The organism is Bacteroidota bacterium, assembly GCA_034723125.1.
Classification (GTDB): Bacteria; Bacteroidota; Bacteroidia; order CAILMK01; family JAAYUY01; genus JAYEOP01.
Genome location: JAYEOP010000084.1, coordinates 1 through 18,198 on the forward strand (window position 1 = coordinate 1; position 18,198 = coordinate 18,198).

At 29.2% G+C, this 18,198-nt stretch carries 17 protein-coding genes; 8 read left to right on the forward strand and 9 right to left on the reverse strand.

Going from position 1 to position 18,198, the window contains the following annotated elements; genetic code table 11:
- The first annotated feature begins 107 nt into the window (after positions 1 to 107).
- The 7 genes from U9R42_02475 (at position 108) to U9R42_02505 (ending at position 8,043) form a co-directional block, all read left to right on the forward strand.
- Positions 108 to 1,025, forward strand: a complete 918-nt coding sequence (locus tag U9R42_02475; GenBank protein MEA3494879.1) for an ATP-binding cassette domain-containing protein — start codon at positions 108 to 110, stop codon at positions 1,023 to 1,025.
- A 3-nt stretch (positions 1,026 to 1,028) separates the two neighbouring features.
- Positions 1,029 to 1,757, forward strand: a complete 729-nt coding sequence (gldF, locus tag U9R42_02480) for a gliding motility-associated ABC transporter permease subunit GldF (protein MEA3494880.1) — start codon at positions 1,029 to 1,031, stop codon at positions 1,755 to 1,757.
- A 14-nt stretch (positions 1,758 to 1,771) separates the two neighbouring features.
- Complete coding sequence (gene gldG / locus U9R42_02485; GenBank protein ID MEA3494881.1) at positions 1,772 to 3,466, forward strand: gliding motility-associated ABC transporter substrate-binding protein GldG; 1,695 nt, start codon at positions 1,772 to 1,774, stop codon at positions 3,464 to 3,466.
- Between the two features lie 12 nt (positions 3,467 to 3,478).
- The gene (locus U9R42_02490) at positions 3,479 to 4,522 is read left to right on the forward strand and encodes a DUF4340 domain-containing protein (GenBank protein MEA3494882.1); all 1,044 of its coding nucleotides are present in this window, start codon (positions 3,479 to 3,481) and stop codon (positions 4,520 to 4,522) included.
- Positions 4,523 to 4,581: 59 nt separating this feature from the next.
- Entirely contained in the window at positions 4,582 to 5,745 is a 1,164-nt protein-coding gene (gene dnaN / locus U9R42_02495; protein MEA3494883.1) for a DNA polymerase III subunit beta, read from the forward strand.
- 50 nt (positions 5,746 to 5,795) lie between these two features.
- The gene (locus U9R42_02500; protein MEA3494884.1) at positions 5,796 to 7,145 is read left to right on the forward strand and encodes a dihydroorotase; all 1,350 of its coding nucleotides are present in this window, start codon (positions 5,796 to 5,798) and stop codon (positions 7,143 to 7,145) included.
- Between the two features lie 70 nt (positions 7,146 to 7,215).
- Positions 7,216 to 8,043 carry a hypothetical protein gene (locus U9R42_02505; protein MEA3494885.1) on the forward strand — a complete coding sequence of 276 codons (828 nt, stop codon included), beginning with the start codon at positions 7,216 to 7,218 and terminating at the stop codon, positions 8,041 to 8,043.
- Between the two features lie 266 nt (positions 8,044 to 8,309).
- On the opposite strand, the gene U9R42_02510 is transcribed toward U9R42_02505, so the two are convergent.
- The 3 genes from U9R42_02510 to U9R42_02520 form a co-directional block, all read right to left on the reverse strand.
- Positions 8,310 to 8,489, reverse strand: a complete 180-nt coding sequence (locus tag U9R42_02510) for a hypothetical protein (GenBank protein MEA3494886.1) — start codon at positions 8,487 to 8,489, stop codon at positions 8,310 to 8,312.
- A 91-nt stretch (positions 8,490 to 8,580) separates the two neighbouring features.
- Positions 8,581 to 9,531 (reverse strand): methicillin resistance protein, encoded by a 951-nt coding sequence (locus tag U9R42_02515; protein MEA3494887.1) that lies wholly within the window; start codon positions 9,529 to 9,531, stop codon positions 8,581 to 8,583.
- Positions 9,532 to 9,533: 2 nt separating this feature from the next.
- Entirely contained in the window at positions 9,534 to 10,832 is a 1,299-nt protein-coding gene (locus U9R42_02520; protein ID MEA3494888.1) for a polysaccharide deacetylase family protein, read from the reverse strand.
- Between the two features lie 112 nt (positions 10,833 to 10,944).
- Between U9R42_02520 and U9R42_02525 the strand changes: the two genes are divergently transcribed.
- Positions 10,945 to 11,688 (forward strand): CpsB/CapC family capsule biosynthesis tyrosine phosphatase, encoded by a 744-nt coding sequence (locus U9R42_02525; GenBank protein ID MEA3494889.1) that lies wholly within the window; start codon positions 10,945 to 10,947, stop codon positions 11,686 to 11,688.
- A gap of 281 nt (positions 11,689 to 11,969) precedes the next feature.
- Here U9R42_02525 and U9R42_02530 read toward each other — a convergent pair whose 3' ends face one another.
- From U9R42_02530 to rpsF, 6 genes are all read right to left on the reverse strand, one after another.
- Positions 11,970 to 12,557: a DUF1287 domain-containing protein gene (locus U9R42_02530; GenBank protein MEA3494890.1), complete on the reverse strand. Its 588-nt coding sequence runs from the start codon at positions 12,555 to 12,557 to the stop codon at positions 11,970 to 11,972.
- Positions 12,558 to 12,625: 68 nt separating this feature from the next.
- Complete coding sequence (locus U9R42_02535) at positions 12,626 to 13,402, reverse strand: class I SAM-dependent methyltransferase (GenBank protein ID MEA3494891.1); 777 nt, start codon at positions 13,400 to 13,402, stop codon at positions 12,626 to 12,628.
- A 21-nt stretch (positions 13,403 to 13,423) separates the two neighbouring features.
- Positions 13,424 to 16,492, reverse strand: a complete 3,069-nt coding sequence (locus U9R42_02540; GenBank protein MEA3494892.1) for a DUF2723 domain-containing protein — start codon at positions 16,490 to 16,492, stop codon at positions 13,424 to 13,426.
- 157 nt (positions 16,493 to 16,649) lie between these two features.
- On the reverse strand, positions 16,650 to 17,117 hold the full coding sequence (gene rplI / locus U9R42_02545) for a 50S ribosomal protein L9 (protein MEA3494893.1): 468 nt from the start codon (positions 17,115 to 17,117) through the stop codon (positions 16,650 to 16,652).
- A gap of 6 nt (positions 17,118 to 17,123) precedes the next feature.
- Positions 17,124 to 17,396 (reverse strand): 30S ribosomal protein S18, encoded by a 273-nt coding sequence (rpsR, locus tag U9R42_02550; GenBank protein MEA3494894.1) that lies wholly within the window; start codon positions 17,394 to 17,396, stop codon positions 17,124 to 17,126.
- A 16-nt stretch (positions 17,397 to 17,412) separates the two neighbouring features.
- A complete protein-coding gene (gene rpsF, locus U9R42_02555) occupies positions 17,413 to 17,802 on the reverse strand; it encodes a 30S ribosomal protein S6 (protein ID MEA3494895.1) in 390 nt (129 codons plus the stop codon).
- Between the last annotated feature and the right edge of the window lie 396 nt (positions 17,803 to 18,198).

Here is an 18,198-nt window from a genome sequence, read left to right on the forward strand (position 1 = left end):
TTACTTTATTATTGATTATAAATGCATTAATACTCACATCTTTCTATCTACATTTTTTTTACCTTTGCAATCTAATTTTTCTTTATTTAAACTAAAAACGTAATATATTGACAGTTAAAGTAGAAAATTTAACAAAAGTTTACGGAGACCAAAAAGCAATTGATAACATTTCCTTTGAAGTGGTAAAAGGTGATATTGTGGGATTTTTAGGACCAAATGGTGCTGGAAAATCAACAACAATGAAAATAATTTCATGCTACACTCTTCCAACCTCAGGCATTGCTTACGTTAATGACTACAATATTTTTGAAACTTCAATTCAACAAAGAAAACAAATCGGTTATTTACCTGAAAACAATCCCCTTTACGAAACAATGTATATCAAAGAGTTCCTGCTATTCATTGCACGAATTCAAGGATTGACAAAAGGTAATAACAAAAGAATAGATGAATTAATTTCCCTAACAGGATTGGAAAGTGAAAAAAAGAAAAAAATAAGTGAATTGTCAAAAGGTTACAGGCAACGAGTAGGACTTGCTCAGGCATTGATTCATGACCCTGAAGTATTACTTCTCGATGAGCCTACCTCCGGTTTAGACCCAAATCAAGTAATTGACATCAGGAATCTTATAAAGGAAATTGGAAAAACAAAAACCATCATTTTATCTTCCCACATTATGCAAGAAGTACAAGCAATGTGCAACAGAGTGATAATTATTAACAAAGGGAAAATAATTGCTGATGACAAAACCGATGTTCTTTTGAGCAAAGTAAGTACAAAAAACACATTTAAAGTAAAATTTAAGAACATAGTAAAAGAAGCTGAAATTCAGGATATTTCCGGAGTAGAACAAATCCACAGTAATGGAGAATATTGGGAAATAGCTTCTAAAGATGATGATATTAATGAGCAACTATTTCATTTTGCAGTAAAGTCAAAAAATATAATTCTTGAAATGACTCGGAAAACTGAAAATCTTGAAAAAGTATTTCAAAAACTTACAATCAGCACTTCAAAAAATTAAAAAATGTTTGCAATATTTTTAAAAGAAATAAGAAGTTTTTTCAGTTCAATAATTGCCTATGTAGTTATATCTGTTTTCCTTATCGCAAACGGAATTTTCCTTTGGATAATCCCTGAAACAAGTATATTTGATTATGGATATTCAACACTAAATCAATTATTTGAAATCGCTCCTTGGGTTTTTCTATTTCTCATCCCCGCAATTACAATGAGGTTATTTGCCGAAGAAAGAAAGTCAGGAACATTTGAAATAATTCTTACAAAACCAGTTTCAGATTACAGCATTATTTTAGGGAAATACTTTGCAGGACTTGCTCTCGTAATTTTTTCATTACTCCCTACCCTACTCTATTTTATTACAGTTTATCTTTTATCATCACCCATAGGAAACATGGATATTGGCGGTACATGGGGATCTTATTTAGGATTATTTTTCCTTGGAGGAATTTACGTAGCAATAGGAGTATTTGCTTCATCAATAAATGACAATCAGATTATCTCTTTTATTATATCATTATTTTTATGTTTTTTCTTTTATACATTAATTGATATGTTGAGAACAGTAACAAACATTAGCCCTATTGATCCAGTACTTGATTATTTAAGTATCAACACACATTATATGTCAATAAGCCGAGGAGTAATTGATACAAGGGATATTGTCTATTTTATCAGTTCAATTGGGTTTTTTATTATTCTCACAAAAATGGTTATCGAAAAAAGGAAATGGTAAGCAAAAAAAATAAAATGAATACAATTAAAAAAATAAAATCCCAGTCTTTAACCCGTTTTCTATTACTGATTGCAATTATTGTTTTTATTAATATTTTTTCTCAGTACTATTTCAAACGCTTTGACTTAACAGAAGATAACAGATATTCTTTAAGTAATTCAACAAAAGAAATTATCAAATCACTTGAGGATGTTGTTTATGTAAAAATATATCTTGAAGGTGATTTACCTGCCGGATTCCGCAAGCTCAAAGAATCAACAAAAGAAATGCTTGATGAAATGATTGCTGTTGAAAACAAAAATATTGAATACCAATTTATCAATCCTTTTGAATCGGTTAATCTCAAAGAAAAAGATGAAATTATCAGACAATTATCAATAAAAGGACTTGAAGCTGTGAATCTTGAGGTAATGGAAGATAATCGTAAAATTCAAAAAATAATTTTCCCTTCCGCTTTAATTAGTTATAGAAACCATGAACTTCCATTAAAATTATTAAAACAACAAATTGGAGTTTCATCCCAACAGCAATTACATAACTCAATTGTTGGTCTTGAATTCGGAATTATAAGTACAATTAAAAAACTAACAACTGTTGATAGAAAAAACATAGCATTCATTTCAGGGCATGGAGAGTTAAACAAAGATGAAACAATTGATATTTTTAACACATTATCACATCAGTACAATGTTAAAAGAATAAATCTTCCAAAATATAAAGTAGGGATACTTGATAAATTTGATCTTATTATTATTGCAAAACCCGACTCCACATTTTCAGAATTGGAAAAATATAAAATTGACCAATTTGTAGTAAAAGGAGGAAAAGTAATTTGGTTTGTTGACAAACTACTTGCAGAAATTGACAGCCTTGCCAGAACAGGAGTTACTTCTACATTAGATTATCCTTTGAACCTTAACGACATGTTTTTCAAATACGGTATTCGTTTCAACAACAACCTTGTGCAAGATATTAACTGTCATCTTATTCCTGTTATGACAACAAAAGGACAACCTCAACGAGATTTCCGACCTTGGACTTTTTATCCTATTGCATTTCCAACATCAGAACATCCCATTGTTAACAATCTAAATGCAATTTGGTTTCGCTTTGCAAATTCAATAGACACCATTGGTTCAAACAAAATCAAAAAAACTGTTCTTTTACAAAGTTCCGATAAATCAAAATACGTAAACCACATTGCACGAATAAGTCTTCAACAAATCAATGAGCCAATAAATCCCAACCTTTTTTACAAAGGGCCACAGACTCTTGCCGTATTAGTTGAAGGTAAATTCACTTCACTTTTTAAAAACCGAATACCAAGAAAATTATTAGAATCAGGACAATACGGAGAATTCGTTGAAAAAGACAAGGGAACAAAAATGATATTTGTTTCTGATGGAGATATTATTAGAAATCAAATTAGCAGAGTGAAAGAAGAAAAATATCCACTGGGATACGACAGGTTTGCAAATCAAACATTTGGAAATAAAAACTTTGCATTAAATGCTGTTGACTATCTTCTTGATGGCTCAGGAATTATTAATTTAAGGACTAAACAATTCAAATTGCGTATTCTTAACAAAACAAAAATCAAAGAACAGAAATTAAAATGGCAAATCATAAACCTTGTTTTACCGATAATTTTCTTAATATTTTTTGGTTTGATATACAATATTTTAAAGAAAAGAAGATATACGAAATAACAACAAAAACTAATGAGTAAAAGAACAAAGAAAAAAAATATCATAAACTTAGTTAGCCTTGCCGTAATAATAATTGCTACCGTACTGGTTTTAAAAGAAAACAATAATAAAGGAACAATTCCTGAAAACATAAGTAACTTTGCAATTGAAGATACATCAAAAATCACAAAAATATTTATTGCAGATATGCAGGGAAAATCTATAACTTTAGAAAGAATTAACAACAACTGGAAAGTAAATGGCAAATACAAAGCTAACTTAAACCGAATAAATTTAATGCTTAGCCTATTGAACAACCTTGAAGTAAAAAGCCCAACTTCCGAATCGGCAAAAGATAATGTTATTAAAGAAATGGCGACACAAGCCGAAAAAATTGAAATTTATCAAGGAACAGAAAAACCTTCAAAAGTAATTTACGTAGGCGGTTCAACTCAAAATCTTGAAGGAACATACATGGCTCTTGACCGTGGGAAAAGAAAAGAAAAGATACCATTTGTAGTACACGACCCAACTTTTAGAGGATATTTGTCAGACGGATATTTTTATACAGAAGAAAATGAATGGAGAACAAAGGAAGTTTTTACCTTTGACCCTACTCAAATTAGCAAAGTAAAAGTCAGATATCTTTTTTCAAAAGAGAATTCATTTAATTTAACAATTGATAAAAACAATAAATTTCTATTCAGTGATTTTAATGACAAAAAATGTCCTTCACAAGAAATTGATACTAAACTTATCAAAAAATTTTTAATGGGGTTTTCAGACCTTCAATTTATAACTATTGACAAATATATCAAAAAAAATGTAAAAGACTCAATACTGCATGTACGCCCGATAGCAAGCATTTATGTAGAAAACACAAAAGGCTATTCTCAACAACTTAATATTTATTACAAACCATCAAACAGAAAAACAAGAGTAGAAATTGAGGGAGGTTTTGACAAAGAAAGATACTATGGAATTATTAAAAACAGACCTAATGATATTGTCATTTTACAAACATTAAGGTTAAATCGAATTTTGTGGAAATTTGAAGATTTTAAAATCAAAAAATAAAGTATATTTGCACACTAAGATAAACATTTATTAAAATTAAGTTTTAAATATTACGAACTATGAAATTTATTGCATCAACAACTACCCTATTAAAACAACTTCTAATTATAAACGGAGTTATTAGTTCAAAGGTAGTAATTCCTATTCTCGAATATTTTCTCTTTGAAATTGAAAACGGGAAATTACGAATTGTTGGAACCGACCTTGAAGTTTCAATGCAAGGCACTATCCCCGTTGAATCAAAAGAAAACGGGAAAATTGCTGTTCCTGCGAGTAAAATTATTGAGATTTTAAAATCTTTGCCTGAGCAACCAATAACCTTTACAATAAACGAAAAAAACAATTCTATTGAGCTTAGCTCCGAGAATGGTAAATACAAAATCAGTGGTGAAGTTGCAGAAGACTTTCCAAAATTCCCCACAATTGAAGATGCCAAAGTATTTGAACTTCCTGCAGAAATTCTTGAAAGTGCTATTTCCAAAACAATTCATGGAATTGGAACAGACGAACTTAAGCCTGCCTTAACAGGATTATTTATTGAACTTGACGATGAGAAAATAAAATTTGTTTCAACAGATGGAAACAAACTTGTACAATACACCAGAACAGATATTACACTTGATGATACAGTATCAATCATTTTACCTAAGAAAGCACTAAATGTTTTGAAAACATCAATAACAACTGATGATGAAAAAGTAACTGTTGAATTCAATAATGTAAATGCACTTTTCTCTTTAGGAAACCAAAAAATTGTTTGCCGATTGATTGATGAAAAATTTCCCGATTACAACTCTGCAATTCCAATTGACCTTCCAAATATTTTAAGAATAGACAAATACAATTTAATAGATGCCTTAAAAAGAACTCAGATTTTTGCTGACAAATCAACTTATGAAGTAATTTTTAAAATTACAGGAAACGATTTACAGTTGGAATCTCAAGATATTGATTATTCAAATGAAGCAAACGAAAGACTTACATGTGAATACGATGGTATAAATATAGAAATTGGATTTAGTGCTCGTTTTTTAATTGAAATGGTTTCAAACATTGATTCCCAAGAAGTAGTTCTATCATTATCATCAAAGAAAAGACCCGGCACAATAACACCTGCTGAGCCAAATGAAAATGAAGAATTATTAATGTTGCTTATGCCTATTGTTGTTAAAGAATCTGATGAAGATGAAGATGATGATAAACAAGAGAATAATGAGGAATAATTAAAAAGCAATTAACACATTAAAAAAAAATAAATTTTCAAAAATAATTCATGAAATCGTACCTAATCAAAAATGCAAAAATTATTGATTCGGCTAAGATATTTTTTGGAGATATTTTTATCAAGAATAAAAGAATTGAAAAAATATTACCATCTATTTCAAATATCAAAGAAAATTTTATAGAAATAAATGCAGAAAATAAAACAGTAATTCCGGGAGTTATTGATGATCATGTTCATTTTCGTGAGCCGGGATTAACACACAAAGGAAATATTAACAGCGAATCGAAAGCAGCATTAGCAGGAGGCGTTACCTCAATTATGGAAATGCCTAATACAAAACCTCAAACAACAACTATCACTGAGCTGAATAATAAATTCGATTTAGCATCAAAACAATCTTATTGCAATTATTCCTTTTATCTTGGTGCAACAGACACAAATCTTGATGAATTAAAAAAAATTAACAGCAGTGAAACTTGCGGAGTAAAAATATTTCTTGGCTCCTCTACAGGAAATATGCTAATAGATAATGTTGAAATCCTATCAAAAATATTTTCAAACATATCACTTTTAAAGGCTGTTCATGCAGAAAAAGATGAAATTATAAACAGCAACCTAGAAAAAATAAAAAAACAATTCGGTGAAGATATTCCAATAAAATATCACTCAAAAATAAGAAGCGAAGAAGCTTGTTTTGCTTCATCTGAATTTGCAATAAATCTGGCAAAAAAATTTAATTCAAGACTTCACATTCTTCATTTATCAACAGAAAAAGAAGTTGAACTTCTTGACAATCAGACCCCTTTAAAAGAAAAGCTAATCACTGCAGAAGCATGTGTTCATCATCTTTGGTTTGATGAAAATGATTATGATAAATACGGCACACGCATTAAATGGAATCCTGCAATAAAAAATAAAAAAGATAAAGATGCTCTTTTGCAAGCAGTGATAAACAACAAAATAGATGTTATTGCTACCGACCACGCACCACACACAATTGAAGAGAAACAAAACTCTTACTTAAAAGCACCCTCAGGCGGTCCGCTAATACAACATTCGCTTACTGCAATGCTCGAACTATATTCACAAGGAAAAATAAGCCTTGAAAAAATAGTTGAAAAAATGTGCCATAGCCCTGCAGATATTTTTAACATTAACAATAGAGGATATCTAAAAGAAGGATATTGGGCTGACCTTGTGATAATTGACACAAACTTACCATGGATAGTAAAAAAAGAAAATATACTTTACAAATGTGCATGGTCGCCTTTTGAAAATACAAAATTTAATTCAAAAGTTACTCACACTTTTATAAATGGAAATCTTGCTTTTGAAAATGAAAAATTCAATAATTTTACTCCGGGAATGAAATTAAAATTTAATAGAAAAAATTATTAAGATAATAAATTTTCATATTTTATGAATTAATATTATCTTTGATATTTAATAAAAGAAGGAAACACTAATTATGAAAAAATATATAATCTCCGAAAATCTTTTAGACAAAAGCATAGCTACGTTTAATTATCTTGTTGATAACATAAAAAGAAATTATGAATCTCAAACCACTGATTTTGATTCATTTAAAATCAATCTTCTTCAATCATTAATTTTTGAATCACTACAATCAGTAATTGAAACAAATAAAAAATCTGATGAAAAATATTCAAGAAATATTGCTTTGTTTAAAACAGATATTCATGAAAAAATAATACCTCTTTTTCTGGAGATAAAATATTATGGAAAAACACACGGTATTACTCCCGACCTTAACGAAACTTATATTTACGACCATTGCATAAAAGCTCTTGAGAAAATTTTAACACCCAAAAATGCCGAGCTTTTAAAATCATCTCTTTTAATAGCCAGAAATGAGAAAGGTGGAACAGAAGATAAAAACTTTCTTGAAAAGTGGCACATAGCAAATCTTTTAAAAATTGCGAAATCAGACGGAGTATATGATGCAGAAGAAAGAAGATTTCTTGATAATAAAGCAAGAAAATACAAAGTAAACTTAAGAGAAGTTGAAGATTTGGTAGATACTGATAGTAAGCTTCAATTGCCACAAGATCAATTTCGTAAGATAGAATATTTTATTGATGTTGTACTTATGATGGCAGCAGATAAAGAAATTCACGAAAACGAAAGACAACAATGCCTGAGAGTAGGCAAAGCACTGGGATTTCCTGAAAGCAAAATTGAAGAGGCTTTAAATGCTTTTACTAATCGCTTTTCAAAAGGACTTCCTGCGATAACTGCTGTTCCTGATGTAATAATTATTTTGAAGGAAGAATAAAACAAATCTGTTTTTTTAAAAATAAGTCCACTCTATAAAGTCTTAAAATGATTTTCAGCTCCTTTCTGCCCCAAGCCCTAAAGGGAGAAGTAGCTGAAAATCAGGCCTTTCTTTAGGGAATGGAGCAATTCCTGATTTTCAAAACCTACACTCATTACTTTTTAGAGTGGACTCAAAAATACTAAATCAAAAAAAACACTTCATTAAATTCGAAGCATTTATTTTTTTACAATGCCTTAGGCAATTTTATATTTTTATTTCTACTGTTATAAGCAAAGCTTTTTACTAAAGGGGGGTTCTACAAATACATTTCTTTTAAGAAACAAAGATAATGAATAAGATGCAAGGCATAAATTTTTCTGAATAGCATTAGCTATTGAGAAAAATTTTAACGCAGTCAGATTGTTTATTATCTTTGTTCCCAAAGGGTTTTCAGAGTTTTTCATATACTTCTTCAAAACTTTTTACATTATCCCGATTTGCATCAAAATTTTTCATTGTCTATAAAAAACTCTGAGAATCTTAATGCGAATGTATTTATAGAACCCCCCTTAAAAACAACAATAATTTAATTATTGGTGAGTTTACTTTTGAAAGCTGAAAATAAGGTATTTGCTTTGCTCCAAATCTTCTAAAAGATTGCTCCACTCCCTCTATCATACTTCCACAAAAATCAAAAGACTTAGTTTTTGAAGTAACAAATTTTATAATTTCATAAATTAGTAATGATGCAGAACCACTTTTTTTAAAATCTGGGTCAATGGTACTTACCAAGTTATAAGCAGATTCATTATCCCAAATAAAAAATATTGCACTATGAATATCATCATTTTTATCATAGCAAAAAATTGTTCTTCCTGCATTGTTTTTATAACAAGCCTGATAAATTTTATTGAATTCCGAAAATGAATATTTTATTTTTTGTTCTTCTTTTTCTAAACTCTTTTTGTGGTGTTTGTAAAATTCATCAGCAGAAATATCAAATCCTATTTTTACAACTTTCTCCGCTTTTCTTATATTTTTTTGTTTAGAATAATCAAAATTATTAAAAACATTTTCAACATTTGAAATATTTTCAATCAAATAGGTATATTTCGTAAACTGCTTAAAACCATTCCAATAAAAAGGAAGCCAATTAGTTATTGAATAATCAAAAGCCTGAACAAACCACTGCAAATGTGCTAAGGATTCGATTAACTCTGATAAAATTTTCTTTTCAAAACTAATCTTTTTTGAATGGGATAAGCCATCAGGATATTTTATCCATGGTCCGAGTTTTTGAGTAAACATTGGCAAACGTGAAATCCTATATCCTACTTTAACTACATTCTCAAAAGGAAGTGAAGCGATAATTTCATTGTTTTGTTCCACAATTGCAACATCCCAATTCTCCTTACCACAAACAGCATCAAGCCACCAATCAGTTGAAAAAACAGTAATGCTTTCTTCATTCTTACACAATTCTCGATATTTATCCTTTGTATTCAAAATTACTTCAGTTTATCAATAATTTTATTAAAAACATCTTTCCATCCTTCCCATCCGAATGATTCTCCCAAGCTACTGTTGTGCCACAATAATACAAAATTTCCATTTACTTTTTTACATTCTTCAATAATTCTCTCCACTGATTCAACTGCCTCTTGTGGCGAATAATCCAGATAATTTTTCAAAGTTGCATCCATTACCATTGTTGGATGAATCATTAAATTTGTTATTCGATTTTCTACAAGATTGAACCACGGGAAAGTAACAGCTATAAAATTTTTAAAGCCCACATTACTAATCATTGAGCTTGTAAATTCATGTTCAATACCAATATCATCAAGATATTCAAAAGTTTGTGGCAATTGATAACGCAAAAAATGCTGGCGTGAATAAAACACTTTTTTGTTTAAAATCTTTTCTAACTCCTTCTTTTCAAACTCCAATAATTCTTTATCTTTATAGCTATTGTAGGATGGATGAATTCCAATTTTACAACCTTTTTCAGAAATTTCATTAATTAGCTTTCTTAAATATTTGTTTTTCAATGTAAATCTTTCATCATATTTTGAATTACCTGATATCAAAAAGAAAAATGTAGTTTTTTCGGCAGGGCATTTTTTAAAAATAAAATCATAAACATCAAAAGGGTCAACTCCACTCGCAACTGCTTTAAATCTATTTTTAAAATTTTTAAAATCAAACTTTAATATATCTTTGATAAAACCTATATATGTATAAAAGCCTTTATTCAAATAAGCCCAAGGCTGATCAACATCAAAAGTAAAGTCATAACTAAATTTTGTTTTTTCTCTTTTTAGCTCAGGGAATTTCTCTTTCAATTTTGTCCACAAAAATTCAGCATAAATATTTATAAGTGGCTTTCGGTACCATTTATTTTGATAAACCTTAATAGCACTCTCATTATATCTGTCATGTTCGTCCAATTCAGCTTTCAAATATTTTTCATATTCGGTAATAAGATAAAAAGAAGCAGAAAAAAGATCAAAATCAATATCGTAGTTTTCATTTTTTAAAAAAAATAATCTTGGAAAAACATCATCTACAGTTTCAAAATCTATTTCAAATAATTTATTCTTATTCAAAAATGAAGCATTAGGAATATTGACAGATAATGTTTCTATTTCATTTGAATAATTAATATGAATTGTTAGATTGTTTTTCTTTAAATCAAAGTCTTTTTTTTCAATAATCTGATAATCTGCTTTAAGAATATATTCAAATAATATTTTAGAAATATATTCAAAACGGCTATTAATTTTATCAATCAGTATATTAACCATAAAATAATTATTGCTAAATAAATTCAAAGTTCATAAATTTAACATTTATAATGTAATTTTGTTGCAAATAAATGTATCAATAATTTATTATTATCAATAAATTTTTACAAAAATGAGTTTTTTCAACAATATATTTGATAAGAATGCACTAGGGAAAGAAGAATATAACATCCCCACAACCACCGACATGCACTCACATTTGATACCTGGTATTGATGATGGTTCACATAGCCTTAATGAATCAATTTATCTTATCAAATATTTAAAAAAATTAGGATACAAAAAGCTAATTACCACACCACACATCATGAGTGATTTTTATAAAAACACTCCAGAAAATATTCGTTCGGGATTAGACAAACTCAAAAAGGAATTAATAAAGGAAAACATTGAAATTGAAATTGAAATCGCTGCTGAATATTATATTGATGATATTTTTTTAAAAAAGATTGAAAATGAAGATTTACTTACTTTTGGAGACAACTATGTTTTAATTGAAACCAATTTATTAAATTATTCAAAATTATTGCGTGAAGCTATTTGGGAATTATCCTTAAAAAAATACAAGCCTGTTTTTGCTCATGTAGAACGCTATGCATATTTCCGTGATAATTTTGAACTCTATCATGAACTTAAAGAAATGAATGTTTTGTATCAAATTAATCTTGCATCTCTTGCTGGATTTTATACAAAAGCGGTAAAAAAAATAGCAGAAAGATTAATTGAAGAAAATCTTGTAGATTTCATTGGAACAGATGCACACCACAAAGAATATTTAGATGCAACTCAAAAGGCAAGATACAACCCTATAATGAAAAAACTTGCAGAAGCTAAATTGCTTAATGGGGAGTTGTAGAGGGAAATAAAATTAAAAAAAAGATTAAATCCCAACCACTTATTATTTGGTATCTGCAAAATTAAAGGACAATAAAACATAGACGAAAAAATTCTGACACCAAAAGAAATAAAACTGCAACAATTAAAAAGAAATAAAAAAACACAATACCCAGACGAGTAGATGCTTAAAACTACTGCAATACACAGTGCAACTTTTACCTACCTGCACAAAGCTAAGGTTTTTAAAAAAAAATAGCAGAAAGATTAAGTTACCTTTATTTCCTATTTCCCTTTGTGTCTCTATTTCTTATACTTGTAATGCCCGATTATTCTGTAATCAAATAAAATATCTTCAATTACCTGCCCAGCCCCAATATTATGAACAATCAAATTTCGCTTGCCGTCTCTTGATTTTTTATTAATCACAATTCCAATATGGGTTATTCCACCGCCCAAGTTCCAGCAAACAATATCTCCTGAATTATAATCATCCGAATTGTCAGTTATTTTCAGAGTTTTTCCATGTCGTTCAAAAAATTTCATTAAATTGGGAACTCTTCTATGGTCAATATTTTTATCGGTTGTTTTTAGTCCCCAATTTTGAGGATATTTATCAAAATTGATAGCCATATCCTCATGAACTTCTTTTTGAAGATCAATCCCAACTTTCCTGTATGCTCTGATTACAACATCAGTACACACACCTTTATCTTTTGGAACATCTCCATTCGGGTAGTCAATAGAAAAATAGCTTGGATCGTAATTTACTTTATCACAAGTAAGAGTTATTGTGGAATCAACAAAATTTTTATAAAAAGAATCTTGGCAAAAGGTATTAGTCCATGAAAATAAAACCAGAGAAATTAATATAATCAGTATTTTTTTCATTTGTGAATTAATTACTTTTAAAAAAATCCGTGTAAGCATAACTTAAAAATAACGGATTTTTCAGAATACTATTTCTCTGCTATTGCAAAAAGGTCAAAGCAATAATTATCAGCATCTTTTAGAAAATAATCTTTTACAGAAACATCGTTCACTTCAGTAATATTTTTATTCATCAGTTTCTTTCTGTTCATCCTGTTAAGTATATCATAAGGAATTTGCAGTAGCTTTCTTGGTAAATTATATTGTAAATTTAAAATATCAAAACGAGTAATTTTTTCAACAGACTTTTTATTTTCCTCAAAATAGTTCATGGTTTTTTCATTTCCAAAAACACCTTTAAGCTCCGTTTTATTAAAATATTTTGACAAAAGAGAATGAAATTCCTGATGAGTATATTCCCTGATATGCCATGGATTTCTAGTTAATGACATTTTAATATTGGGAGTTGTAAGAATCACTTTTCCACTCGGTTTTAATACTCTATGAATTTCTTTTACAAACAGCCTATCATTTTTTATATGTTCAATTACCTGAAAACTCACAACAAAGTCAACAGAATTATCAGGGATATTTACAATTGGTGGAACATTTTGTTTGTGAAATTGAAAATTTTCAACACCAATATTTTTCTCAATAATTTCGGAAGAGTACTTATCAATAGCAATATATTTTTCAACCTTGGGTGCTAAAATTTCAAAGCCGTAGCCCATTCCTGTACCAATTTCAAGCAATGTGCCACTGATTATTTCAGATGCTTCATGATAGGCAAAAAGGCTTCTTTGAAAAATAACATTATCAGAAGCTTCAACATTTGAAATACGCTCTGCTGTTTGAAGTAATTTCATACTTTAATTATTAGAAGCTCCCTAAAGAGTATATTTTGCTTGCAACCTTTGAAATTCATTAGTTACATTCTCTTGAAATTCATCAAGTGAAAAGCGTTGAGCAAGTTGAACAAGTACTTGTAAACCATAGAAATTACGTCTAATATCGTCATCAGCAGAAGATTGCAATTCCTTACTTAAAGTTGCAAAATAATCAAGGTTATTTGCAAAAAGTTCTGCAAGCCTTTCTGCTAATTCTTGACCTTTTTCTTTCTCATCTGCAAGAAAATATAATTCAGCAATTTGTACATCATTTATTGTATATGGCACCTGATATTCAGGTAATACTATTAAGCATTTATCAAGAAGCTTAACAACTTTTTCCTTTTCTCCTTTACTAATCAATTCTTTACCTAAGGTAGCAAATACATTTCTGTAATTTGTACAATGTCTTCTTGTTACACTTCCAATATAAACATCAGGATCTTCCAAATTTCCCCATTCAAATTTGTTCATTATGTTATCATACATGATTACAGGGTCAACTCTTCCTTGCTGTCCTCTTGAGGCACTTTTCTTTTCTTGCTTCGTTCTTTTAATGGGTACCAATCTGTAAGTCATTCCTTCTTGTTGAAAATAATTATGCATTCCCAAATATGTATCCATCCCTGATGTAATAGCAAAATAAATCGGACGTTCCCAGTTATTTTGTGCAATCATATCAAGTACCATCAAACTATTTTTCATCATATTGCTTTTCCCAACATTAAAGCTCACACTATCAACAATTCTGTTTTTAAGTTCTTCACGTACAACATTATTTTTTAGCACATAATTTTTATCAACAGGAATAAAAAATTTCTTTGTTGGATAATAATCCAATTTTGCCCCTGAATATGTTGAGACCTTTGTTCTTGGATTATCACTACCAATAAAATCAACAATTTCACCTATGTTGTAATATCTTTTTTTATCAATTTTAAATTGAGGATTTTCATAATACACAACATAATCTCTTGTTCCCTCAGGTATTTTATCAGGCGATAATGAAAATTTTATAGGAGGCGATTCATTTTGTTGTCTTCTTAATTGATCAACATACCAATCTGTCATCAATAATTGTAAATTAATAACTCTAACATCACTTCTTATACCTTCAACTTCCTGAACATACCAAAGAGGGTAAGTATCGTTATCCCCATTAGTAAATAAAATTGCATTAGGTGCACAGGATTCAAGATAATTTACACCATAATCTTTGGATGTAAACCTTCCCGACCTGTCATGATCATTATATTCTTGACTAGCCATGAGTACGGGTACAGCAAGAAGAGAAATAATTCCTACAACAATAGCGGCAGGTACAAGTTGCATTTTCTTTCTTAAATAATTTATTATGGAGAGTACTCCAATACCTATCCAAATGCTAAATGCATAAAAAGAACCCACTAAAGTATAATCCCTTTCACGTGGTTCAAATGGAGGAGAATTTTGATAAATAATCAGAAATATTCCTGTTAATAAAAAGAAAGAAAAGACAGTAATAGCATCTTTTTTATTTTGTTTAAAATGAAAGAACAAACCTAAAAGTCCAAAAATAAATGGTAGAAAATAAAGTTTGTTATTAGCCTTATTTATTTTTTGTTTATAAAGTATTTTTTCCTGTGAGCCAACAATTTTTTCATCAATAAAATCAATACCACTAAGCCAGTTACCATGCAAAAAGCCACTTGCAACTGCACTACCATGTCCTTGATAATCATTTTGTCTTCCAATAAAATTCCATGCAAAATACCGCCAATACATGTGCCCCAGCTGGTACTTAAAAAAATATTTTAAGTTATTTGCCATTGTCGGTTTTTTCTGTTCTTTAGTCATTCCCGACCAAGTCCTGTAAGCATCTAATCTATCTCCCCTTGTATCACTCATTCGAGGAAAAAACATTTTGTCTTCTGACTTATAAGTGGCTTTTCTTTTATACATCAGAAACTCATATTTGCCATTCTTTTTAGTGTATAGTTTACGTCCCTCTGCACTACCCTCAATATCTGAAGTAAATTGAGGTCCGTAAAAAATAGCTCTTTGACCATACTGCTCACGATTTATGTAACCTTGCATATTAAAAATATTATCAGGATTACTATAATCAATTGGAGTATTAGCATTTGAACGAATTGCTACCATTGTGTATGACGAAAACCCAAGAGAAACAACAACTAAGGATATAAAAATAGTATTGAGAATTACCTTTCCTTTTATTGTTGTTCGATAAATACCATAAGCTAATCCTCCAAAAATAAGAATTAAAGTAAATATTACTCCCGACCAATATGGCAATCCTAATGAATTGACAAATAAAATTTCAAATTTTGAAGCAATAGCAGGAATCCATTTAATTATTCCCACATTTATTACCATCAAAATTAGCATACCTACTAAAAAAGCTACAATAACACCTCTTGCAGTAATTTTTTCATATTTTCTAAAATAATAAACTAGTGCAAGAACAGGTATTACCAATAAACTTAAAAGGTGAACACCAATAGAAATACCTGCAAGGAAAAATATTAAAATAAACCATCTTAAATTTCTTGGTTGATCAGCTCTTCTTTCCCATTTCAATATTAGCCAAAATACAGATGCAGTAAAAAATGCAGACAAAGCATAAACCTCACCTTCAACTGCTGAGAACCAGAATGAATCGGAAAAAGTAAATGCTAAAGCTCCAACAATTGATGCTGCAAAAACAGAAATATATTCACCTTGTGAAATAGATTTAAGGTTTTTAACCATTATTTTTCTAGCAAGTAATGAAATAGACCAAAAAAGGAATAAAATTGTAAAAGCACTAAATATTGCTGAAGCAGCATTCATAATTACAGGAACAGCTTCAGGGTTAGGTGCAAAAAGCAAAAAGAAACGATGGAGCATTAAGAAAAAAGGAGCTCCGGGAGGATGAACTACTTCTAGCTTATACGAACCGGCAATAAATTCGCCACAATCCCATAAGTTAACAGTTGGCTCAATCGTTGATAAATAAACGGCTGCGGCAATAATAAAAACCACCCATCCAATAATATTGTTTAAAAAATTAAATCGTTTTTCATCCATTGTTTGTTGTAATTTAATATTAATTTAATTCCCGCAAAGATAAAATTTTAAAACGAATGCTTGCAGTAGCATACGAAAAAAATCAAAATCTTGTGAAATAAAAAAAAGCCTCATAAAAATAAATTTCTGAGGCTTTTTTAATTCATATAAAATAATTCTACTTTTCTTCTTTTTTAACGTCTTCTTCTCTTACAACATTAATTGGTATTTCAACCTCAACATCTTTACTAATTTTCACAAGAACTTTATATTCACCAATTTTGTCAATTTCATCAATAAATTTAATATTTCTTCTGTCAATTTCATGTCCTTTCTCTGCAAGAGCACGTGATATTTGAAGGTTTGTAATAGATCCGAATAATTTGCCGGTAGTACCAACCTTTACAGGAAGTTTTACACCTATTTTTTTCAATTCTGTAGCTGTTGCTTCTGCTTCTTTTCTTTCTTTCTCAAGTTTATGAGATGCTTGTCTCATATTTTCAGCAAGAATTTTTTTATTTGATTCTGTTGCTAAAATAGCCATTCTTTTTGGAATCAAATAATTTCTTGCATATCCGGGTTTTACTGTAACAACTTCATTTTCAAAACCCAAATTTGATATATCTTGTTTTAAGATAATTTCCATAATTTTCTATTTTAAATTGTCAGTAACATAAGGTAATAATGCTAAGTGCCTAGCTCTTTTTACTGCCTGAGCAAGTTTTCTTTGGAATTTTAATGATGTACCAGTATATCTCCTAGGTGTAATTTTACCATATTCATCCAAAAATTTTACTAAAAAAGAAGCGTCTTTATAATCAATATATTTAATATTGTTTTTTTTGAACCAACAAAATTTCTTCTTTCTTTGTCTTTCTCTGGGGTTAATGTTAATAAAAATGTTCCGATAAGCTTTTGTTGCCATAATTCTCTGTTTTTTTTTAAGCGTTTAATAAATCTTTTTTCTTTGATGCACTCTTGTTAAAAGCACCATTTCTACGTTTTTCATTAAATTCCAATGCGTATTTGTCCAGCGAAACGGTTAAAAATCTGAGAATTTTTTCATTCCTTAAATATTCAGTTTCTAATTTCTGAATAAAATCAGGTTCAATTTTAAACTCAAATAAATGGTAATATCCGGAAGATTTTTTCTTAATAGGGTAAGCAAATTTCTTTAAACCCCAATCTTCTTCATGGATAATCTCACCACCGTTGCTGGTCAATAACTTTTTGAAATGGGCTACGGTTTCCTTTAATTGATTTTCCGTAACCAACGGTGAAATAATAAAAATTCCTTCGTAATGTTTTTTCATAATATTTAATTTATCCATGTTATTTTTGAGTTTGCAAAGGTAAAAAAAGATTTTTTAAATTAAAGTACATATTTCTTTTACTTTTTTTGAAAACAAATCAATACTATTTAAAAGTAAAAAACGTTCCTATTGACTTAATAATGTGTGCAATTACTTAATACCTATAGAAAAACTATCAAACTTTATGATTTCTAAGATTTTTGACCTGCCTTTGCCGTCAGGCAGGTGAGATTTTTATTTTATGAAACGAGGCGATGCCTTAGCATAAGTGAGTTGAGAAAGATAGGAATGCATATTTCACAGTAGCCATATCATTAATATTTTTACAAAAGTAATAATTTTTTTTGTCTTTTTAAATTCAAATATCTTTCAAATCATATTAGTTTTTTAACTTTGTGAGTTCGTTTCTTTGAA